General features: G+C 63.9%; 18 protein-coding genes. 5 read left to right on the top strand and 13 right to left on the bottom strand.

All coding sequences use genetic code 11. The features are described 5' to 3' along the window. The first annotated feature begins 8 nt into the window (after nucleotides 1-8). On the top strand, nucleotides 9-905 hold the full coding sequence (locus HN018_RS02180; protein ID WP_171836740.1) for an NAD-dependent epimerase/dehydratase family protein: 897 nt from the start codon (nucleotides 9-11) through the stop codon (nucleotides 903-905). Between the two features lie 31 nt (nucleotides 906-936). Next, entirely contained in the window at nucleotides 937-1629 is a 693-nt protein-coding gene (locus HN018_RS02185) for an aspartate/glutamate racemase family protein (RefSeq protein ID WP_171836741.1), read from the top strand. Nucleotides 1630-1858: 229 nt separating this feature from the next. On the opposite strand, the gene otnC is transcribed toward HN018_RS02185, so the two are convergent. Further along, nucleotides 1859-2494 (bottom strand): 3-oxo-tetronate 4-phosphate decarboxylase, encoded by a 636-nt coding sequence (gene otnC / locus HN018_RS02190; RefSeq protein ID WP_171836742.1) that lies wholly within the window; start codon nucleotides 2492-2494, stop codon nucleotides 1859-1861. Between the two features lie 119 nt (nucleotides 2495-2613). Here otnC and ltnD point away from each other — a divergent pair, with 119 nt between their 5' ends. From ltnD to otnK, 3 genes are read left to right on the top strand one after another with little or no spacing between them, the layout of a single operon-like run. Continuing rightward, the gene (gene ltnD / locus HN018_RS02195; protein WP_171836743.1) at nucleotides 2614-3534 is read left to right on the top strand and encodes an L-threonate dehydrogenase; all 921 of its coding nucleotides are present in this window, start codon (nucleotides 2614-2616) and stop codon (nucleotides 3532-3534) included. 9 nt (nucleotides 3535-3543) lie between these two features. After that, entirely contained in the window at nucleotides 3544-4347 is an 804-nt protein-coding gene (gene otnI / locus HN018_RS02200; RefSeq protein ID WP_171836744.1) for a 2-oxo-tetronate isomerase, read from the top strand. Continuing rightward, complete coding sequence (gene otnK, locus HN018_RS02205) at nucleotides 4344-5636, top strand: 3-oxo-tetronate kinase (RefSeq protein WP_171836745.1); 1293 nt, start codon at nucleotides 4344-4346, stop codon at nucleotides 5634-5636. The genes otnI and otnK overlap by 4 nt, the downstream gene beginning before the upstream one ends. 373 nt (nucleotides 5637-6009) lie before the next feature. Here otnK and HN018_RS02210 read toward each other — a convergent pair whose 3' ends face one another. The 12 genes from HN018_RS02210 to HN018_RS02265 all read right to left on the bottom strand — a co-directional run bounded on the left by HN018_RS02210 (nucleotide 6010) and on the right by HN018_RS02265 (nucleotide 16940). Continuing rightward, on the bottom strand, nucleotides 6010-7206 hold the full coding sequence (locus HN018_RS02210) for a TadE/TadG family type IV pilus assembly protein (protein WP_171836746.1): 1197 nt from the start codon (nucleotides 7204-7206) through the stop codon (nucleotides 6010-6012). 7 nt (nucleotides 7207-7213) lie between these two features. Next, nucleotides 7214-7729 carry a hypothetical protein gene (locus tag HN018_RS02215; protein ID WP_275434170.1) on the bottom strand — a complete coding sequence of 172 codons (516 nt, stop codon included), beginning with the start codon at nucleotides 7727-7729 and terminating at the stop codon, nucleotides 7214-7216. 68 nt (nucleotides 7730-7797) lie between these two features. Further along, nucleotides 7798-8340, bottom strand: a complete 543-nt coding sequence (locus HN018_RS02220; protein ID WP_275434171.1) for a TadE/TadG family type IV pilus assembly protein — start codon at nucleotides 8338-8340, stop codon at nucleotides 7798-7800. Continuing rightward, nucleotides 8330-9166, bottom strand: coding sequence for a tetratricopeptide repeat protein (locus HN018_RS02225; RefSeq protein ID WP_171836749.1), 837 nt, complete (start codon nucleotides 9164-9166; stop codon nucleotides 8330-8332). Before HN018_RS02225 ends, HN018_RS02220 begins: the two co-directional genes overlap by 11 nt. Next, complete coding sequence (locus tag HN018_RS02230; protein ID WP_171836750.1) at nucleotides 9166-10116, bottom strand: type II secretion system F family protein; 951 nt, start codon at nucleotides 10114-10116, stop codon at nucleotides 9166-9168. The genes HN018_RS02225 and HN018_RS02230 overlap by 1 nt, the downstream gene beginning before the upstream one ends. Then, a complete protein-coding gene (locus HN018_RS02235) occupies nucleotides 10113-11075 on the bottom strand; it encodes a type II secretion system F family protein (RefSeq protein ID WP_171836751.1) in 963 nt (320 codons plus the stop codon). Before HN018_RS02235 ends, HN018_RS02230 begins: the two co-directional genes overlap by 4 nt. Further along, entirely contained in the window at nucleotides 11072-12556 is a 1485-nt protein-coding gene (locus HN018_RS02240; RefSeq protein WP_171836752.1) for a CpaF family protein, read from the bottom strand. Before HN018_RS02240 ends, HN018_RS02235 begins: the two co-directional genes overlap by 4 nt. After that, the gene (locus tag HN018_RS02245; RefSeq protein ID WP_171836753.1) at nucleotides 12553-13902 is read right to left on the bottom strand and encodes an AAA family ATPase; all 1350 of its coding nucleotides are present in this window, start codon (nucleotides 13900-13902) and stop codon (nucleotides 12553-12555) included. Before HN018_RS02245 ends, HN018_RS02240 begins: the two co-directional genes overlap by 4 nt. Further along, nucleotides 13899-14201, bottom strand: coding sequence for a hypothetical protein (locus tag HN018_RS02250; RefSeq protein ID WP_171836754.1), 303 nt, complete (start codon nucleotides 14199-14201; stop codon nucleotides 13899-13901). The genes HN018_RS02245 and HN018_RS02250 overlap by 4 nt, the downstream gene beginning before the upstream one ends. Next, nucleotides 14198-15559, bottom strand: a complete 1362-nt coding sequence (locus HN018_RS02255) for a type II and III secretion system protein family protein (protein ID WP_171836755.1) — start codon at nucleotides 15557-15559, stop codon at nucleotides 14198-14200. Before HN018_RS02255 ends, HN018_RS02250 begins: the two co-directional genes overlap by 4 nt. Then, complete coding sequence (gene cpaB, locus HN018_RS02260) at nucleotides 15559-16443, bottom strand: Flp pilus assembly protein CpaB (protein WP_171836756.1); 885 nt, start codon at nucleotides 16441-16443, stop codon at nucleotides 15559-15561. Before cpaB ends, HN018_RS02255 begins: the two co-directional genes overlap by 1 nt. Continuing rightward, nucleotides 16440-16940 (bottom strand): A24 family peptidase, encoded by a 501-nt coding sequence (locus tag HN018_RS02265; protein ID WP_171836757.1) that lies wholly within the window; start codon nucleotides 16938-16940, stop codon nucleotides 16440-16442. The genes cpaB and HN018_RS02265 overlap by 4 nt, the downstream gene beginning before the upstream one ends. Nucleotides 16941-17003 lie beyond the last annotated feature (63 nt).

A 17003-nucleotide genomic window follows, 5' to 3' on the forward strand; every position in this document is an offset into this window, starting at 1 on the left:
TTGAGAGCATGAAGCGCATTCTGTTTACCGGCGGCAGCGGCAAGGCCGGTCGTCATGTGGTTGAGTACCTGATCGACCAGGGCTACGAGGTGTTGAATATCGACACCAAGCCGCTGAACCACCCGAAGGTGCGGACACTGATCGCCGACATTACCGATGCCGGTCAAGTCTTCAACGCGTTCTCGGCCTACACCGGCCTGCACGAGTTCGACCTGGACCTGAGCCCGCCGCATATCGACGCGGTGGTGCACTTCGCCGCCATCCCGCGGATCATGATCGTGCCGGACAACGAGGTCTATCGCGTCAACGTGATGGGCACCTACAACGTGCTCGACGCGGCCACCAAGCTCGGCATCAAGAAGGTGATTATCGCGTCCAGCGAAACCACCTACGGCATCGTGTTCGCGCACGGCCATCGCGATCCGGAATATTTTCCGCTCGACGAGGATTACCCCGTCAAGCCGATGGACAGCTACGCCACGTCCAAGATCTGCAACGAGCGCACCGCGGAGGCGTTCGCGCTGCGTACCAGAACCGACATCTATGCGCTGCGGATCGGCAACGTGGTGGAGCCCAGCGAATATGCCCTGTTCCCGGGCTGGTTCGCCAAGCCGGAATTCCGCAAGCGTATCGCCTGGAGCTACATCGATGCGCGGGACCTTGGCGAGTTGGTCAAGCTCGGCATCGAGACCGATGGGCTCGGCTACCAGGTGTTCAACGCGGTGAACGACCACTCGTCGTCCGACCTGCCGACCGCCGAGCTGGTTCGTCGCTACTATCCCAACGTGCCGGTTAAGGGCGAGATGGGCGAGTTCGAGAGCCTGCTGTCGAACAAGAAGGCCAAGGCGATGCTCGGCTTCCGCGAGAATCACAACTGGCGCTCCTATGTGAAGACCGAAGGCTGACCCGGCCGAAACGAGCGTGAAGGATACCATCATGCAGAAGCAGCAGATCGTGGTCGCGGTACATACCGGGCCGGTGACAGTCGCACCGTTGAACGCGCTGGCGCCGGAACTCATCCCGGGCGTCCGGCTGGTCAATCTCGTGGATGACAGCCTGCTTAAGGACACCATGGCGGCCGGACAGGTAACGCCGGCCGTGATCCGGCGGCTGGCCCAGTACATGACGATCGGGCAGGAGATGGGGGCCGACATGATCCTCAACTGCTGCTCCTCCGTTGGCGAAGCGGCGGAAGTGGCGGCGCAGCTGCTCGACATCCCGATGCTCAAGATCGACGTCGCGATGGCCGAGGAAGCCGTGCGGCGCGCCACGCGCATCGGTGTTGCCGCGACGGTGCAGACGACGCTCGATCCGACCGCGCGCCTGATCGAGCAGACCGCCCGGGCTTCCGGCAAGGAGCTGCAGGTGACGAAGCGGCTCTGTGTCGGTGCGTTCGATGCGCTCCTGGCTGGAAACACCGCCGAGCATGATGCCATCGTGTCGCGCGAGCTGGTGAGCCTGGCCAGCGAGGTCGACCTGATCGTGCTGGCGCAGGTGTCGATGGGACGGGTCGCGGACTCACTCGGCGACGCGGTTGCCTGTCCGGTGCTGACCAGCCCGCGTCTCGGAATGGAACGGTTGGCTAAACATCTGGCGCAGCTGGGCGAGCCGGTGCGTACGGCGGCCTGATCCATCGGGCCTGGTTGTCGTTCCTGTCGGTTCGTCAGCCGGGTCCTGTTCCGCGTTGATGATCGTGTGCTCCGTCCCTGATGGCAGCGACGAGCCTGGAACGCTGCAGCAGCTCCCGCACTCGTGCGGGTGTCAGCAAACAAGGGTTAGCACGGCATCGAGATCGATGGGTTCACCTACGCCAGGCGGAGTATAACCACCCCGCCTGGCAGCCTGATCGAACCGCGTTTCACAGCTTGAAGTGATCCACCAGATCCTCGACCTGTTCCTGCGACAACAGGCGCGGGTTCAGGCCACGGAGCAGGAGATAAAGGCGGGCGGTTTCTTCCAGCTCCTCGATCGAGTTGATGGCGGCCTGCAACGTCCGGCCGGCCACCACCGGCCCATGATTGGCCAGCAATACCGCAGTGTGCTTGCCATGCAGGTTCCGGATCGCATCCGCCACCGCCGGGTCGCCGGGTCGGTAATACGGGATCAGGGCGGTATGGCCGACGCGCATCACCGAATAGGCGGTGAGCGGGGGCAGTACCGAATGCGGATCGATTTCCGGCAGCATCGACACAGCCACCGAATGCGTCGAGTGCAGATGGACAATGGCGCCCGCTCCGTTCCGGGTTTCGTAGAGCGCCTGATGCAGCGGCAGTTCCTTGGTCGGCTTGTCGCCGGACAGCACATGCCCGGCCGCATCGAGCCGGGTCAGCCGGGCCGGGTCCAGGAAGCCCAGGGAACTATCGGTCGGCGTCGTCAGGAAACCACCATCCTCCAGCCGGATGCTGACGTTGCCCGAGGATCCCGAAGTCAGTCCGCGCTCGAACAGCGATCGGGAAAACAGGCAGATCTGATCACGCAACTTTGTTTCGCTCATCGAAATTCTACCCAGCTTTTACATCGCCCCGTTGAAACAGCTCTTTATCATGCGGCCGATACACGGCATCCTGGCAATGGTAGCGCAACCATGCAAGGCGTTCCACCTCAGGAGGAAACATGACGGACGGGAACGCGAACACGACCCTGCGTTGCGCGGTCATCGGGCTCGGCTCGATGGGCGGTGGGATGGCTGCGTCGCTGATGAGGGCGGGTTTCGAGGTCTCCGGCTACGACGTGAACCAGGATGCCTGCACACGTCTCGCGGCCGAGGGCGCCAGGATCGGTGCCACGCCGGCCGATGCCGCCGCCGGCGCCGACTGTGTCATCGCCGTGGTGGTCAATGCCGACCAGACCGAGACGGTGTTGTTCGGCCCGGATGGATGTGCCGCCACCATGAAGCCGGGCGGCGTATTCGTGTCGTCGGCGACCATGGCGCCGGAACGCGCGCGTGCGTTCGCCGCACGTCTCGAGGCGACCGGCCGGCATTATCTCGATGCGCCGATGAGCGGCGGCGCCGCGCGGGCAGCGGATGGCCAGCTGACCATGCTGGCCTCGGGCAGCAAGGCAGCGTTCGACGCCGCCAGGCCAGCCCTGCAGGCGATGACCGGGACATTGTACGAGCTCGGCGACGAGGCCGGGCTCGGCGCCGCATTCAAGATGGTCAACCAGCTCCTGGCTGGCGTGCATATCGCCGCCGCCTGCGAGGCGATCGCGTTCGCAGCCCACCAGGGTCTCGACCTGCGCCGGGTTTATGAGGTGATCACCAAGTCGGCCGGCAATAGCTGGATGTTCGAGAACCGGGTCCCGCACGTGCTCGATGGCGACTACACGCCGCGCAGTGCGGTCAACATCTTCACGAAGGATCTCGGGATCGTCCTCGACATGGCCAGGGCCGGCCAGTTTCCGGTTCCGGTGGCCGGTGCGGCGCTGCAGATGTACCTGATGACCGCGGCCGCCGGGATGGGCAAGGACGACGATGCCTCGGTTGCCCGCCTCTACGCACAGATATCCGGATTGTCGTTGCCCCAGCCTGTTTAAGGACACGCCATGCCACGCTTTGCCGCCAACCTGACGATGATGTTCAACGAGGTGCCGTTCGCCGACCGCTTCGACGCGGCAGCCGCTGCCGGGTTCACCGCCGTCGAGTGCCTGTTCCCCTACGCGCTCGAGCCCGGAGCCGTGGCCAAGCGGCTGCAGCGCAACGGCCTGGAAATCGCGCTGTTCAACATGCCGCCCGGCGACTGGGACGCGGGCGACCGGGGATTTGCCGCTCTCCCGGCACGCGCCTCCGAACTCGACGCGGCACTGGCCACCACCTTGCGTTATGCCGAGGCGACCGGTGTTCGCCGGGTGCATCTGATGGCCGGCATTGCCGACCGGTCGGACGAGGCGGCGCTACGTGCCTATCGCGATGCCGTCCGGCGCTGTGCCGATGCGCTCGGCGGACACGGGCTCGACCTGGTTCTGGAGCCGATCAACGGGCGCGACATGCCCGGATATTTCCTAAACGATTTCGAGTGGACCGCCAATTTCATCAACGCGATGAGCGTGTCCAACGTGAAGCTGCAGTTCGACCTCTATCACCGCCAGATCCTGCATGGCGACGCGACGATGGCGCTGCGGCGGATGCTGCCGATGATCGGCCATATCCAGATCGCCAGCGTCCCGTCGCGCAACGAGCCCGACGGCGAGGAACTGAACTTCCCGTTCCTGTTCGAGGAGCTCGACCGGCTCGGCTATGACGGCTTCGTCGGCTGCGAGTACCGCCCGCGCGCCGGGACGCAGGATGGCCTCGGCTGGTTCGCGCCCTATGCCGGCCGCCGCCACGCCGAGGAAGGAACGCGCTCGTGAGCATTCGCCTCGGTTGTATCGCCGACGATTATACCGGCGCCTCGGACCTCGCCAACATGCTGCGGCAGAACGGGCTGCGCACGGTGCAGACCATCGGCGTGCCGAGACCGTCGCTGGAGCTTCCGGATGTCGATGCCGTGGTGGTGTCGCTGAAGAGCCGCTCGATCGCAGCCGATCGCGCGGTTACGCTGTCGCTCGAGGCGGAGACATGGCTGCGTGACCGGGGTGCCGAGCATGTGCTGTTCAAGATCTGCTCGACGTTCGACTCGACCGACGAGGGCAATATCGGACCGGTGATCGACGCCCTGCGGGAGCGTGCCGGCGGTGCCACGGTGCTGGTCAACCCGGCCTTTCCGGAAACCGGCCGTAGCGTGTTCGAGGGATACCTGTTCGTGAACGGGGTGCCGCTGCACGAGAGCCCGCTCAAGGATCATCCGCTCAACCCGATGCGCGATTCCAACCTGGTGCGGGTGCTCGGCAGGCAGAGCGCCACCCCGGTCGCACTGATCCCGTTCGCCGTCGTCGAGCAGGGGGTCGAGGCCGTACGCGAAGCGCTCGCGAAGGCCCGGACGGCGGGTGCGGGTGCAGCGATCGCCGATGCGGTTGCGGCCCGCCATCTCGACGTGCTGGGACAGGCGGCACTCAGCGGCCCGGTTTCAGCCGGCGCCTCCGGCCTCGGAGCCGGGCTGGCCCGGGCGCTGGTTGCTCGCGACGGTCCGTCCGGACCGGCTCAACCCAGCGATGCCACGCGCCCCCGTCCGACATCCGGCCGTGCCGCGATCCTTGCCGGCAGCTGCTCGACTGCGACCCGGCAGCAGATCGCGGTCGCCGAAACATCCGGCATCGCCTGTCTGCGCCTCGACGTCGCCCGCATGCTCGACTCCGGCATCGATCAGGTCGTGTCGGACGCGCTGGACTGGGCACGCGCCAGGATCGAGCTGGGGCCGGTGCTCATCGCCAGCAGCGACCACCCGGATGCGGTAAAGGCGATGCAGAGCAGCCATGGCGGTCTGGCGGTCGGCCATGTGGTCGAGCAGGCGCTCGCCGCGATTGCCGAGGGTCTGGTGGCGGCCGGCGTCGATCAGCTGGTGATCGCCGGCGGCGAGACGTCCGGTGCGGTGGTGGACCGGCTCGGCCTCGAGGCATTCCTGGTCGGAGAAGAAATCGCGCCCGGCGTGCCGGTGTTGCGGGTCACCGGCGCCCAACATGCCGATCTGTCGATGGCGCTCAAATCGGGCAACTTCGGTGGCGAGCAATTCTTTACGCGTGCGTTGTCGATGCTCGGGTAGCGAAATTGGGTGCGGCTCTTCCGTAGACTCTGTGGTCTATGCCGAAACTTCCATTATAATGAAAAGGAATTGAAGAACCTGGTATAAGTCGGCAAGGATGATGTTCGAACGGTTGGTGACTTCATCAGCCGGCAAGAAAGTTTGCATGCGAGTGTCATTCCTTGGTCGGATCCACTGAAACCTGTGCACCGTTCCGTCCGGCAAACGCCGTATGGTTCAGCAGCGGTAGATCTTCCGTTTGCGTGGTGTTCATGGTGTTGTGAGGGCCGTTAATCTGAGTCATCGGCTCGAGATAGTACTCCGTACAACAAAACTTCACTGCTACTGAGTAAAATTGACAACTAATTCCTGATTGTTCAAGATTATAAGCATGTCAATCTACTAACGTTACCGAGTTGGGCTGCGGAATGGCAGTGCCGGCTGTCGAGGTCGGCACGCAGGTCACCGTATAGTTTGCGTCTTGATAGTCGTAGTCGTCGACGCCACCGCCCATGTCGTTCCACGCGAAGAGGAGCGGCGTCGCCTGTAATTGGAGGCAGGTCCTTGTCGCGGTTGCGGGCGTCGAGCAGGCATTATTATTACCAACGACCAAGTTATTCTGTAGCACGACACCGTTGTCGAGCGTCGTGCAGGGATGCGCGTTACAATTCTGGATCTTGGTGCCATTGGCAATGCCGGTAACGTAGTCGGTGACTGTCGTTTTTATTGCGGTGTTAGTACAGGTCGTGGTCGAAGTTGTATGGCCGTTCTTGGATGTCGTGGTCGTCTTCGTCTTTCCGGTCGTGAACGTAGGCTGTGGCTTGTACTCAAGCGAACTCGGTGTAGACAGACTGGAATAAAAATAATGTGTTGAACCCGCACGTGCTCCATAACCATTCGGACTATAGTTTTGACGGGCCGCCGTCTTGTTGATCAGTGCAAAGCCGACGCTGTCGTTAGGACCGACCTGAATCGCCTTAGGTTTTGTGTTATCGACTTGATAATCCGGATCGACTGCCGGATCATTTGTAAACAACAACTTCAGACTGGTCGAGCTCGGCACCGTGTTGCCCGACACCTTATAGAAATAAATGCTGTTGCCATCATAAGCTTGTGCATCAAAGCCGCCGGTCTTTGTTACCTGCAGCTGGTAGCCTGGCCCCTTTGCAGATGCCGTAATCGGCACGGATAGACCGCTTCCGACAAGGTTCATGAAGCTGTATTGCAGCGTCGCGGAAGCTACGACCGTGACCTGGATCGTACTTGGGATGGTGACGGTCGGACTACTCACTGTGGCGGTGGTGGCTAACGAGGCCACACCTTTATTGTAATATGCAGTCGCAACCGTAATCGCGCTGCTTGATCCGGTTGGCAGGCTCAAGGCGCTGGCGCCGGCGAGCGCCGCTCCGTCGACGACAGATTGCAGCGACGTCTTCAGAATCTCCAGACGTGCGAAATCGACGGCCGCCCCCGTTGCCAGGATCATCGGGATCATCATCACGGCGAACATCACCGCAACCGCGCCGCGCTTCGCTGTTCGAAATACCGTCAGTGCGGATTGCAGGGAATTCATGATGCGCGATGGGGTCATCGGACTCTCAACAGTTTCCGGTCAGACCGGCGGGGGAGGTATTCGGTCCGGATATACTGCCGGTGTTGCGTGGCCTGCCGAAAGTAACCTGGGTGAGAAGGTAATTCTTGCCCAGCATGTAGGACAGGACAGGCGTGTAGGCGTAGGTGGTCGTGACAACGATCACGCTGTCGCTGCCAAGGCTCATCCTCGCTGCCAAAGTGCAGGCAGCCGACTTGGTCATTCCGGTGGCATTGCCCTCCAGCATCTGCCAGGCAACCGTATTCGCTGCTCCAGATGAGTTGAAGGTAACACTGGCGATTGCAGCCGTCAGGCCGGCGCCCGTGAATGGCGCCATGACCAGCTGACCACCGGAGTAAGCAATTTTGAGCGTGCTTGCGGTCGCACTGTTCTGGCTGGCTACCATGTCCTGGATGACCTGGGCCGCCAGTGCCATCTTGGTCTTGACCCGGATCAACTGCGTTATCTCGAACGTGCCGAGGAACAGCATCACCAAAGCCGGCGACAACAGCGCCATTTCCACAGCCGCGACACCGCGGCGATCATGCCACAGATGCTTCCAATTATGCAGCCGCCTCGCTCCCGGGCCACTCAATTACCAGCATCCAACTTCGGTTCGTTCTGAAAAGCCTGCGTCGAGAGCAGGACCCATGAGGCACCGCCCAGGCTGATCACCCAGGGTGCGACGAAGGCCCGATTATAGGCGACCTCGGCCAGCACGTAATCGCCCCGGCTTCCGACGGAAAAAGTCTTGCTGGCGAACGCCCCGCTTGTCGATGGGGTCACGGGGGCGGGGAATGCGCCCGGCGAGGTGGTGACGTAGAAATTGAGATTTGCGCAATCGAGAAACGTCGACATGTTCGAGCACACTGCCGAGCGGAACGTATCGCTCGTCGTAACCGTGCCGATCTGGATCTGGCGCGTCGCCATGACGGTGGCGTTATCCAGCACGGCCTGGGCGAAAAGCATCAGTCCGTTTTCGATGATGATGAACACCAGTGTCAGCAACAGCGGGGCTACAAGTGCGAATTCCAGCGCCGTTGTGCCACGTCGCGACTGTATGAAATGCCTCAGCAACGCGTCAGGCCCGCTCCGACGCACTGCATGTGCGGCTGGCCGCACGTCAGGAGCCATCGCCGGGCGGTGGTGGCGGCGGCGTCGCGTCTTCGCGCAATGCCTGATAGCCGGACATGGCACTACGGGCCTGGCTCTGGCTCATCTGCGTCAGCAGCAGGCGAGCCGCGTCGTCCGCACGATCGTCGAGCGCCAACGCCATTGCCAGGTCCTGGCGGACGCGTGGGCTTGCGTCCGGCGATGAGGCGATCGGCTGCAGGATGCGGACGGCGGCCGCCGGCTGGCCGCTGATCGCCATCGAGACCGCGAGGTCGACCTGTGTTGCCGCCAATGCCCCGCTGTCTGCGCCGACCTCGATGCCACGCGCGGCGTCCGCATGAGCGAGCGCAATCGCTCGCCGGTAGTCGTCCTGCGCTTCCGCGTGCAGTCCGGACAGGTCCAGTGCAACACCCCGGTTCGACATGGCTGCCTGGTTCGTGGGCTCCAGGGCAAGAACCTCGCTGAAGCGGGCGCTGGCCTCCGCAGGGCTGGTCGCCAGCGCCACGCGGCCTAGGCCCATCAGTGCCGGGACGCTGCGCACGTGCAGTGTCAGCGCCTGCCGGTAGCTAGCGGCCGCCCTGGGATAGTCGCCGAGCTGATAATAGGCATCGCCGCGACGCAGCAGTGCAGGCACGTCGTTCGGGTTGCGTGCCAGCACTGCTTTCGACACCTGCAGCGCAAGACTGGGCGCGCCTCCCGCAAGCGCACTATCCGCAAGTCCGAGGCCAAGTCGGCCGGCTGCCGGCTGCCTACCTCCGTTGGCACAACCGGTCAGCGCCAGCATGCCGAGGAAGACGCAGGACGATGCAAGCGGGCGGAAGCGGAAATAGGACATGGGCGAGACCATCAGTGCTTCATTGCCTTCAGCACCTGCACGGCGATCGGGCCGGCGACGATGAGGAAGACGCAGGGGAGGATGAACAGGATCATCGGGATGGTGAGCAGCACGGGCAGTCTTGCCGCGCGCTCCTCGAAACGAGTCAGCGTTTCCTGACGGAGTTCCGTCGCCAGCGTCCGTAGCGCGAGGCTCAGCGGAGTGCCGTACTGGATCGACTGCACCAGCGTAGTGCCAAGACGCCTGAGGCTGACAAGTCCGGTACGCTCGCCCATGTTGACGAGCGCGGTGCGCGTATCCGATCCCAAAGTGAGCTCGTTGTATGTGATGGTCAGTTCGGTGGCGAGCTTCGGATGCGCATGCACCACCTCGACGCTGACCCGCTGGATCGTGGACTCCAGCGCAAGCCCCGCCTCCGCGCAAATGACCATCATGTCGAGCCCGTCCGCGAGGCCCTTCTCGATCGCTGCGAGGTAGGTCTTGCGACGTTGCCCGATGATCATGTTGGGCAGCATCAGTCCGACTATGGCAGCGGCGGCGACAAGCCCAAACAACAGGATCGGTCTCATCGCGGCATGACGCAGCAGCGCGAACGCGCCGACCGGCGCCCCGATCGCGAGCAGTATCTTGGCACCCACGAACAGTTCGAAATTATGCGACGTCATCATCCCGCCGGCGCGGAGGGTCTGTTCGAGCTCTGCCCGTGTTTTGACCGACAGCAGGCCGCTCGCCGTGATGACGCTGCCCAGCGCCGCGATCATGGCCGCAATCGGGCGCGGACGATCCTCCGGCTCCTCGGTGAGCATGCCCATCGCCCGGTTGCGCGCGTCCTTGATGCGCACCCTGATCCTGTTTGTTGCCAGCCGCCGGTCGATCGCCACCGTGCCACCGGCCAGCAGCAATCCGGCAAACAGAGAGACCGCGGCCTCCAGGCCCCCGGAAATGGAGGCATCCTGGATCATGAAAGGCTCTTCTGGATCATCATGCGCATCGACAGGACCCCGAGGCCGAGCAATCCAAGGGTGAAACCCAGGATGATATGCCCGGTCGGTTCGGTCAGTAGTGTCATCACGTAGCGCGGGTTCATGAACCAGAGCGCTATGAACAGCAGGACCGGCAACACCGTCAGCACATTGGCGCTGGTACGCGCCTCGGCTGCCAGGGCATAGCCGCGCGAGCGGGCCGCAACGCGCTTGCGGATGGTGTCGGCCAGCCCCTCCAGGGTTTCGCCGAGATTGCCGCCGGTCTGGCTCTGCAGGCTGAGTGCGGTGGCGAAAAAGCGGTATTCCGGCAGTCCGTTGCGCTCTCCCATCATGCGCAGTGCCTCGTCCAGCGGCAGGCCGATCGCCAGTTGGTCCACCACGAGGCCGAACTCGATCGCTGTAGGGGGCGGGCCGTCTCGCGACACCGAGGCGATCGCATCGCCGACCGGAATGCCGACCCGCACCCCGCGCACCACCATCGCCAGCGCATCGGGAAACTGCTCGAACAGCGTCGAGGCACGCTTGCGCTTCCAGCGTCCGAACAACATCCTCGCGGCGATAGGCCAGAGCGGCACGGTCAGCAACAGACCGGCCCGTCCGGCCACGAGAGTCGTGGCGCCTGCCACCAGCGCCGCCAGCGGCAGCGCGATGCCGACGACCGTCACCGGATGCAGTGGATAAAGGTCCAGCCGCTGCGCATCGTAGCCGAATACCCGGCTGATCGGGGAGGCACGCGTGTCCCGGGCGGGTTTGGTCGCAAGGCCGTCCGATTCCACCAGGTCGACGAAGGACATGCGCTCGTGCCGATCGAGTGCGGCCCGGAACCGCTCGTTGCGCCTCTTAACCAGCTGTCTTGATCGTGCCGCGACGTGCAGGCCCAGTGCCGCCGCAAACAGCAGCAGGAAGGAGCAGGGCAGCAGCAGGCTCGCCGCGTTCATCGAGCCGCCTCGTCGAGAGCTGCCATCCAGGCGCGGTCGAGACCGAAATATGACAGCCGCTCGTGATATTTCGGACGTATGCGGCTGACCTTGTAGCGGCCGATCAGGCGCCCGCTGGGATCCTCGCCGATGATCTCCAGGCGGAAGACGTCGTTGAGGGTAACGATGTCGCCTTCCATGCCGATCACCTCGGTTACCTGGGTGACGCGCCGACCGCCATCGCGCTGACGCTCGACCTGCACCACGAGATCGACCGCGCTGGTGATTTGCTGGCGAATCGCGCGGGACGGCAGGCCGGTATTGCCCATCTGCACCATGTTCTCGATGCGGATCATCGCGTCGCGCGCGGTGTTGGCATGGATCGTCGACATCGATCCGTCATGGCCGGTGTTCATCGCCTGCAGCATGTCGAACGCCTCGCCCCCCCGCACTTCACCGATGATCACGCGGTCGGGGCGCATGCGCAGCGCGTTTCGCACCAGGTCGCGCTGCGTTATCTCCCCACGCCCCTCCAGGCTGGATGGCCGCGTTTCCAGTCGCACCACGTGAGGCTGCTGCAGCTGCAGTTCGGCCGCATCCTCGATGGTCACGATCCGCTCGCCATGGTCGATCATGCGCGAAATCGCGTTCATCATCGTGGTCTTGCCGGAGCCGGTGCCGCCGGAGATGACGATGTTCAGCCGCGCACGGCCGGCGATTTCCAGGATGCGGGCTACCGGTGCGGTCAAGGCGCCGAAGCCGATCAGCTTCGCGAAGTCGATCGGCTTCTTGCCGAATTTCCGGATCGAGATATACGGCCCGTCGAGAGCCAGCGGCGGCAGGACGATGTTCACCCGCGAACCGTCCTTGAGCCGTGCATCGACCATCGGACTCGATTCATCGACCCGCCTGCCGACACCGGCGGCAATGCGCTGACAGATCCCGATGACGTGCGACGCGTCCCGGAACCGGACATCGGTCCTCACCACCTTGCCGCCGCGCTCGACGAACACGCAGTCCGGACCATTGACCATGATGTCGGCGATGCTGTCGTCGTCGAGCAGCGGCTGCAATGGGCCCATGCCCAGCATGTCATCGACCAGCTCCTCTGCCAGCTGGCGCTGCTCGCGGCCGTTTAGCTGAATGCGGTTGGAGGTCGCGATCTCGGATACCAGCCGTTCGATATCGATCCGCAATCGTTCCGGTGTGGTGTTGATAATAGCGCTTGGTTCGATCCGCGTGAGGCACAGCCGACGAAGCTCGCGCACCGCCTCGCTATGGGAGCTCGGCATACCACGCGATGGCGGGGCCGCGAGGATGCGTATCGCCGATCCCGGAACGACTACAGCTTTAAGATCGGCTGGCGGTGTCACGACTGTCCCGGGTTGCGGATCCTGCAGCGGCACGGAAAGAACGACCGGGCCTTCCGCCTCCGGTCTTTCAAGCGATGCGGGACTGTCCTCCTGCGCTGATCGTCGGCCAAAAATAGGGCTCTGGATCATCCGCGTGCTCCAAGTCGAAGACGACCGCGGCCCGGCCGCCCGCCGCCCGGCCGGGCTTCCGGCGGCTGGTCGGCTCGCCGCCGTTTGAACATGTCGGTTTGGGTCCCCGGGCTGTCGAGCAACCGCTCGAATGCCGCGTACTTAGCAAGCTCCAGTATGGCGTCGCGAAACTTCCCACGCAGAGCTGCTTCCGGCAGGCCAAGCGTCGCAGCCGGACCAAGCTGCTTCGGCATGTCGGGGATCGTCACCTCCGGAACAATTCCCAGGCCCTCCTCCACCTGTCGCCGGGTAAGCCCACCAAGTTGGCCGATACGGTTCAGCACAATGATCGGCCGTTCCGACTGCATCGGTCCACTCGGCAGCGCCAGCATGCGCAGCGTGTCACGGATCGAAACCAGCGTAGGCTCCATCACGAAAATACGTCGGTGCGCCAGTTTCATGAAGTCGAGCATGTGCGGCTCCTGCTGTAGCGGAACGTCGCCGACGATCACCGTGTAACGGCGCTGCATCATGCCAATGAGTTTCGCTGCCGCTCCAGGCTCGTAGAAGAGCGGCTCGGTAAGACGTTCTTCGCTTGCCAGTACAGAAAGCCGGTTCGCGGCAACGTTGGTGTCGAGGATTTGCGCCGTGCGCTCGATGAACAACTCGTCGACACGCTCGGGTGTTTCCATGGCCGTGCGCAGGCCGCCGGTGACGCGGACGCCGAGCAGCATTGCCGCATTGCCGCGGTGCAGGTCGGTGTCCAGCAGCGCCGTGTGCTGGCGCCTGTCGACGGCGAAATGCCAGGCCAGATAGGCGGCGATCGTGGTGGCGCCGGCGCCTCCGCGGACGCCGGTGACGGCTAGAAAGCGAGCGGCCTGTGTTGATCTGGACGCCGTATTCTGGCCGGATACCAGTGGTGCGAAATGGCGCAGCACCATGTCCCGGGTGAGTGGTTTCGGCAGGTAGTCGACGCTGCCGAGGCCGCGGGTGATCTGGCGGTAGAAATCGAGGTCGCCCCGGTCCCCGACCACCAGCACCTGGACATCCGGCTCCAGCACGTCCGCCAGCTCGGAAAGTGCCGATAGCGGCTGCGCCTCGCCGCCCACATCGATAATGAGGGTGCGTGGTGTGGCGATCCGGCGCAACGCCGCGGTTGCGGTGCGAATACCGCCGCGCCGGATCTCCAGCGTGTCCCCTAATGTCTCCGACAGCCCTTCGCGCAACGCGGCTTCGGTAGCGGAATCGGCGGCATAGGCAATGAGGACCGGCCGGTCGTGACGGGCCGGCTTGGTCGTACCATCGGAGTTGCCCTCGCCCGACGCTTGTTGCTTCCCATGTTCCGGCTGCGGGACGTTGTCGCTCATTGCGATGCGTTTCCCCCGGTGCTCGCTCCGCTTCCCCCGGACGTTGACTCCATTTTCAGCGGCTTGGTCTTGTCGGTATGCAAACGCAGCACCGCGGCGGCATCCAATATACCGTCCGAGCCGGGAGTTCCGTGACCCGCGACGGTGTCGGTCTTGTCGATCGCTTCGGCATCGAGGTTCATCTGGTTGACGCCTGTCGCATGCCAGGTGCCGGGCTGGTCGAATGGATTGCAGCCGCCGAGCAGAAGCGTTCCGAGCAGAAGCGGGACGTACGGCCGGGCCGAGCGATACGGGCTCATCGAATGATAAATCCGGCATCGCCCGGTATCGGTGCCGGCCGGCCGCGACCGCGCTGACGCAGCAGCAACACGCGCTCCAGGTCGTTGGGCGGGGCATAGTTTCCGCCCGCATCGTGCAGCATATTCGGATCACTGGCCGAGCCCACGATGTACGGCGTCACGATAATTACCAGTTCGGTCTGATTATGCTGGTAGCTGTCTGAGCGGAACAACGCGCCCAGGATCGGAATCTCGCCAAGGCCCGGGGTGAAGTTGTTCGCCTGCGTCGAGCTGTCCTGCAGCAGTCCGGCGATGGCGAAGCTCTGCCCCGAACCGAGCTCGATCGTGGTCTCCGCGCGCCTGACCGTAAGCGCCGGGATCGACAGGCTGCCGTTGCCTTCCGCGAGCGTGATGGCACCTGCCGAGGCGGCTGTCGCCAACTGGCTGACCTCTGGCCGTACATGAAGGCTGATGCGTCCCGAACTTAATACGGTCGGAACGAACGACAACGACACGCCGAATTGCTTGTATTCGATCGAGATGCCGCCATTGCCGCCGCCCGAATTCTGGAAGACAGGTATTGGATACTCACCACCAACCAGGAAGCTGGCACTTTCGCCGCTCCGGGCTGTCAGGTTTGGTTCCGCCAGGACGCGGACGAGATTATCCGTCGCCAGCGCCTCGATCACTGTGTCGACGCTGAGCCCCTTGCCGGTATAGACGCTTTTCAGCGTGCTGCCGACGCCGTTGGTGGTCGCGAAGTTGAGCGCGAACTTGCCGATCGTGCCCAGCGCCGACCAGTCGACGCCGAGATCCCGGGTGACCTGCCGGGTCATCTCGGTAATCCGGACTTTCAGCCCGACCGTGACCGAACTGTTGACGTTCAGCGCGTCGACAGCCTTTTCGCCGCTCGGCAGGTTCAGCGACGCTGCAACTTCCGCTCGCTCGGCATGGATCGGGTCCGGCACGGTCCCGCTGAGCGTGACGCCGCCCGCCTCCGGGCGCACGGTGACCTGCCCCGCAGGACCCGCCAGATCCGAGGACGAGGCGGCGATCGAGCGGGCGATGACCTTTGCGTCGTTGGTATTGGTGCCCACGACCACGTCGTAGAGCGCGACGGTCTGTCCGTCGGAATCGAGTGCGGCCACCGTCGTGTGACCCTGTTTCAGGCCAAACAGGAACAGCGACTGCGCGCTGGCCGGCCGGACTTCCACCACCTTGGGATCGGCTACGAAGATGTTCGCAGCCGTCCGTAGCAGTTTCACGATACGACCGGTGCCCGCTTCCAGTGACAGGCCTTGAAGGTTACGTGCTGCCGCTGGAGGCGCGGCCGCCAGGCAAGCCAGCGCAAGAACCGCGATGGTCCATTCGCAACGCATCAGAATTTATATTCCTTGTCGGCATTGCCCTCGAACACGTGAACCGAGACGGCGGGCGGTGGCTGCAGGCCATCGAGCGAATGCATGACGGCACCCGCCCACGTCGTGCTTCCAGGAGTGGGTATCGTGAGGGGCGGTTGGTTCGGTGCCTTGTCCGCCATGCCGGGGATGGCGGAGCGTATCGCGAATGCCACCTTGCCGAGCCGCAGTGCGACCGCGAGCCGTTCCGCGTCCGCTGGGGAGACTTCAACCGTCACGGAAGCGCTCGGCGGAGCATCGTTGCTTCCCGACCGCTTGTCATCGGTCGTCTGCGGCTGCACGAGTTGCCGGTCGATTGCCAGAACGCGCAGGTCGACCAGCACCGTTTCCGCCGAGACCTGGCGGTCGAGAGGCACCGTACCCGGCATCTGCTGCGTCAGGATCAGGTCGAGCCGGTCGCCCGGCCAGATCAGTCCGGCATCGGATACGATCTGGTCGTGCGAGATGGTGAAGGCCCGCATCCCCGGCGTCAGGATCGCGGCCAGGAATCCGTGTTCGCCGGACAGGAGCAGGTCGTCGGGATCGAGCACGGCCTCGTGCGGAATCGGCCGGCGTATCAGGGCTCCGAGCAGTTGAGCACGGGCGGCGGGCGTATCGCGCCGTGCGTTCGGCGGTGCCGCGTCCTCGGCAACCGACGCGCTGGAAAGATCCTCCGGACGCAGGAATGATCCGGCTACCAGGTCATGGGCTGCGATCAGCAGCTTGAGCATGACCGGCGTCACCTTGGGTGTGGCCAGAGCGGCCTGCGGCAAGGAAGCCGGCGGATGGATGGCGCGCCATCCGAAGGTGCCGAACCCGGCAAGCCCGATTCCCATCAGGCCGAACAGGAACAGACGCAGGATCACGAGAGCAGTCCCTTACCAAGCACGTAGAAAGTCCCGATCGAGATCGCGACAGCGTAGGGCAATGAAAAACCGCGGCAGATCCGGTGCCGCTCGACACGCAGGATGCGCCGGAACGGATTGGCGGGCGGGGACGTCGTCGGCCTGGACAACAGGTGCATCATTGTCCAGTACGACACGCCAAGCACGCCACCGGCGAGAGCAATGGCGAGCACCAGCATCGGGACCGCAGCCGGGTGCACCAGGAGAGCGGTAGCCGCGAACAGTTTCACATCGCCACCGCCCATGATGCCGTGGCGCCAGCAGATCAGGGCCGGAATGAAGACGGCAAGCATCGCGAGGATAGAGACGGGAAGTGTATGTGCCACGGTCTGCATCGCCACGCCGTCCACGCCGAGCGCGAGGCACACTCGGTTTGATACCATGCGTGCCGTGAGATCGCTGGCAGAGGCGGCCAACAGGAGCGGAATGGCGATCAATACGCACGAACCGGCACTCATCTCAGTAACAGTCAAGTTGTTCTGTAATCGTTATACGTATGTAAACTGATGCAGGTGGTAAGG

The sequence above is a fragment of the Lichenicola cladoniae genome, from assembly GCF_013201075.1.
In the GTDB taxonomy this organism is placed as follows: domain Bacteria; phylum Pseudomonadota; class Alphaproteobacteria; order Acetobacterales; family Acetobacteraceae; genus Lichenicola; species Lichenicola cladoniae.

Bases quoted from the DNA above. Each gene is read 5' to 3' on its own strand.
- otnC (WP_171836742.1), bottom strand. From the start codon at position 2,494: ATGAGCGAAACAAAGTTGCGTGATCAGATCTGCCTGTTTTCCCGATCG.
- HN018_RS02180 (WP_171836740.1), top strand. From the start codon at position 9: ATGAAGCGCATTCTGTTTACCGGCGGCAGCGGCAAGGCCGGTCGTCAT.
- HN018_RS02225 (WP_171836749.1), bottom strand. From the start codon at position 9,166: ATGGTCTCGCCCATGTCCTATTTCCGCTTCCGCCCGCTTGCATCGTCC.
- HN018_RS02265 (WP_171836757.1), bottom strand. From the start codon at position 16,940: ATGAGTGCCGGTTCGTGCGTATTGATCGCCATTCCGCTCCTGTTGGCC.
- HN018_RS02185 (WP_171836741.1), top strand. From the start codon at position 937: ATGCAGAAGCAGCAGATCGTGGTCGCGGTACATACCGGGCCGGTGACA.
- HN018_RS02235 (WP_171836751.1), bottom strand. From the start codon at position 11,075: ATGAACGCGGCGAGCCTGCTGCTGCCCTGCTCCTTCCTGCTGCTGTTT.
- HN018_RS02250 (WP_171836754.1), bottom strand. From the start codon at position 14,201: ATGAGCCCGTATCGCTCGGCCCGGCCGTACGTCCCGCTTCTGCTCGGA.
- ltnD (WP_171836743.1), top strand. From the start codon at position 2,614: ATGACGGACGGGAACGCGAACACGACCCTGCGTTGCGCGGTCATCGGG.
- otnI (WP_171836744.1), top strand. From the start codon at position 3,544: ATGCCACGCTTTGCCGCCAACCTGACGATGATGTTCAACGAGGTGCCG.
- HN018_RS02240 (WP_171836752.1), bottom strand. From the start codon at position 12,556: ATGATCCAGAGCCCTATTTTTGGCCGACGATCAGCGCAGGAGGACAGT.
- HN018_RS02230 (WP_171836750.1), bottom strand. From the start codon at position 10,116: ATGATCCAGGATGCCTCCATTTCCGGGGGCCTGGAGGCCGCGGTCTCT.
- HN018_RS02210 (WP_171836746.1), bottom strand. From the start codon at position 7,206: ATGACCCCATCGCGCATCATGAATTCCCTGCAATCCGCACTGACGGTA.
- HN018_RS02245 (WP_171836753.1), bottom strand. From the start codon at position 13,902: ATGAGCGACAACGTCCCGCAGCCGGAACATGGGAAGCAACAAGCGTCG.
- HN018_RS02220 (WP_275434171.1), bottom strand. From the start codon at position 8,340: ATGGCTCCTGACGTGCGGCCAGCCGCACATGCAGTGCGTCGGAGCGGG.
- HN018_RS02255 (WP_171836755.1), bottom strand. From the start codon at position 15,559: ATGCGTTGCGAATGGACCATCGCGGTTCTTGCGCTGGCTTGCCTGGCG.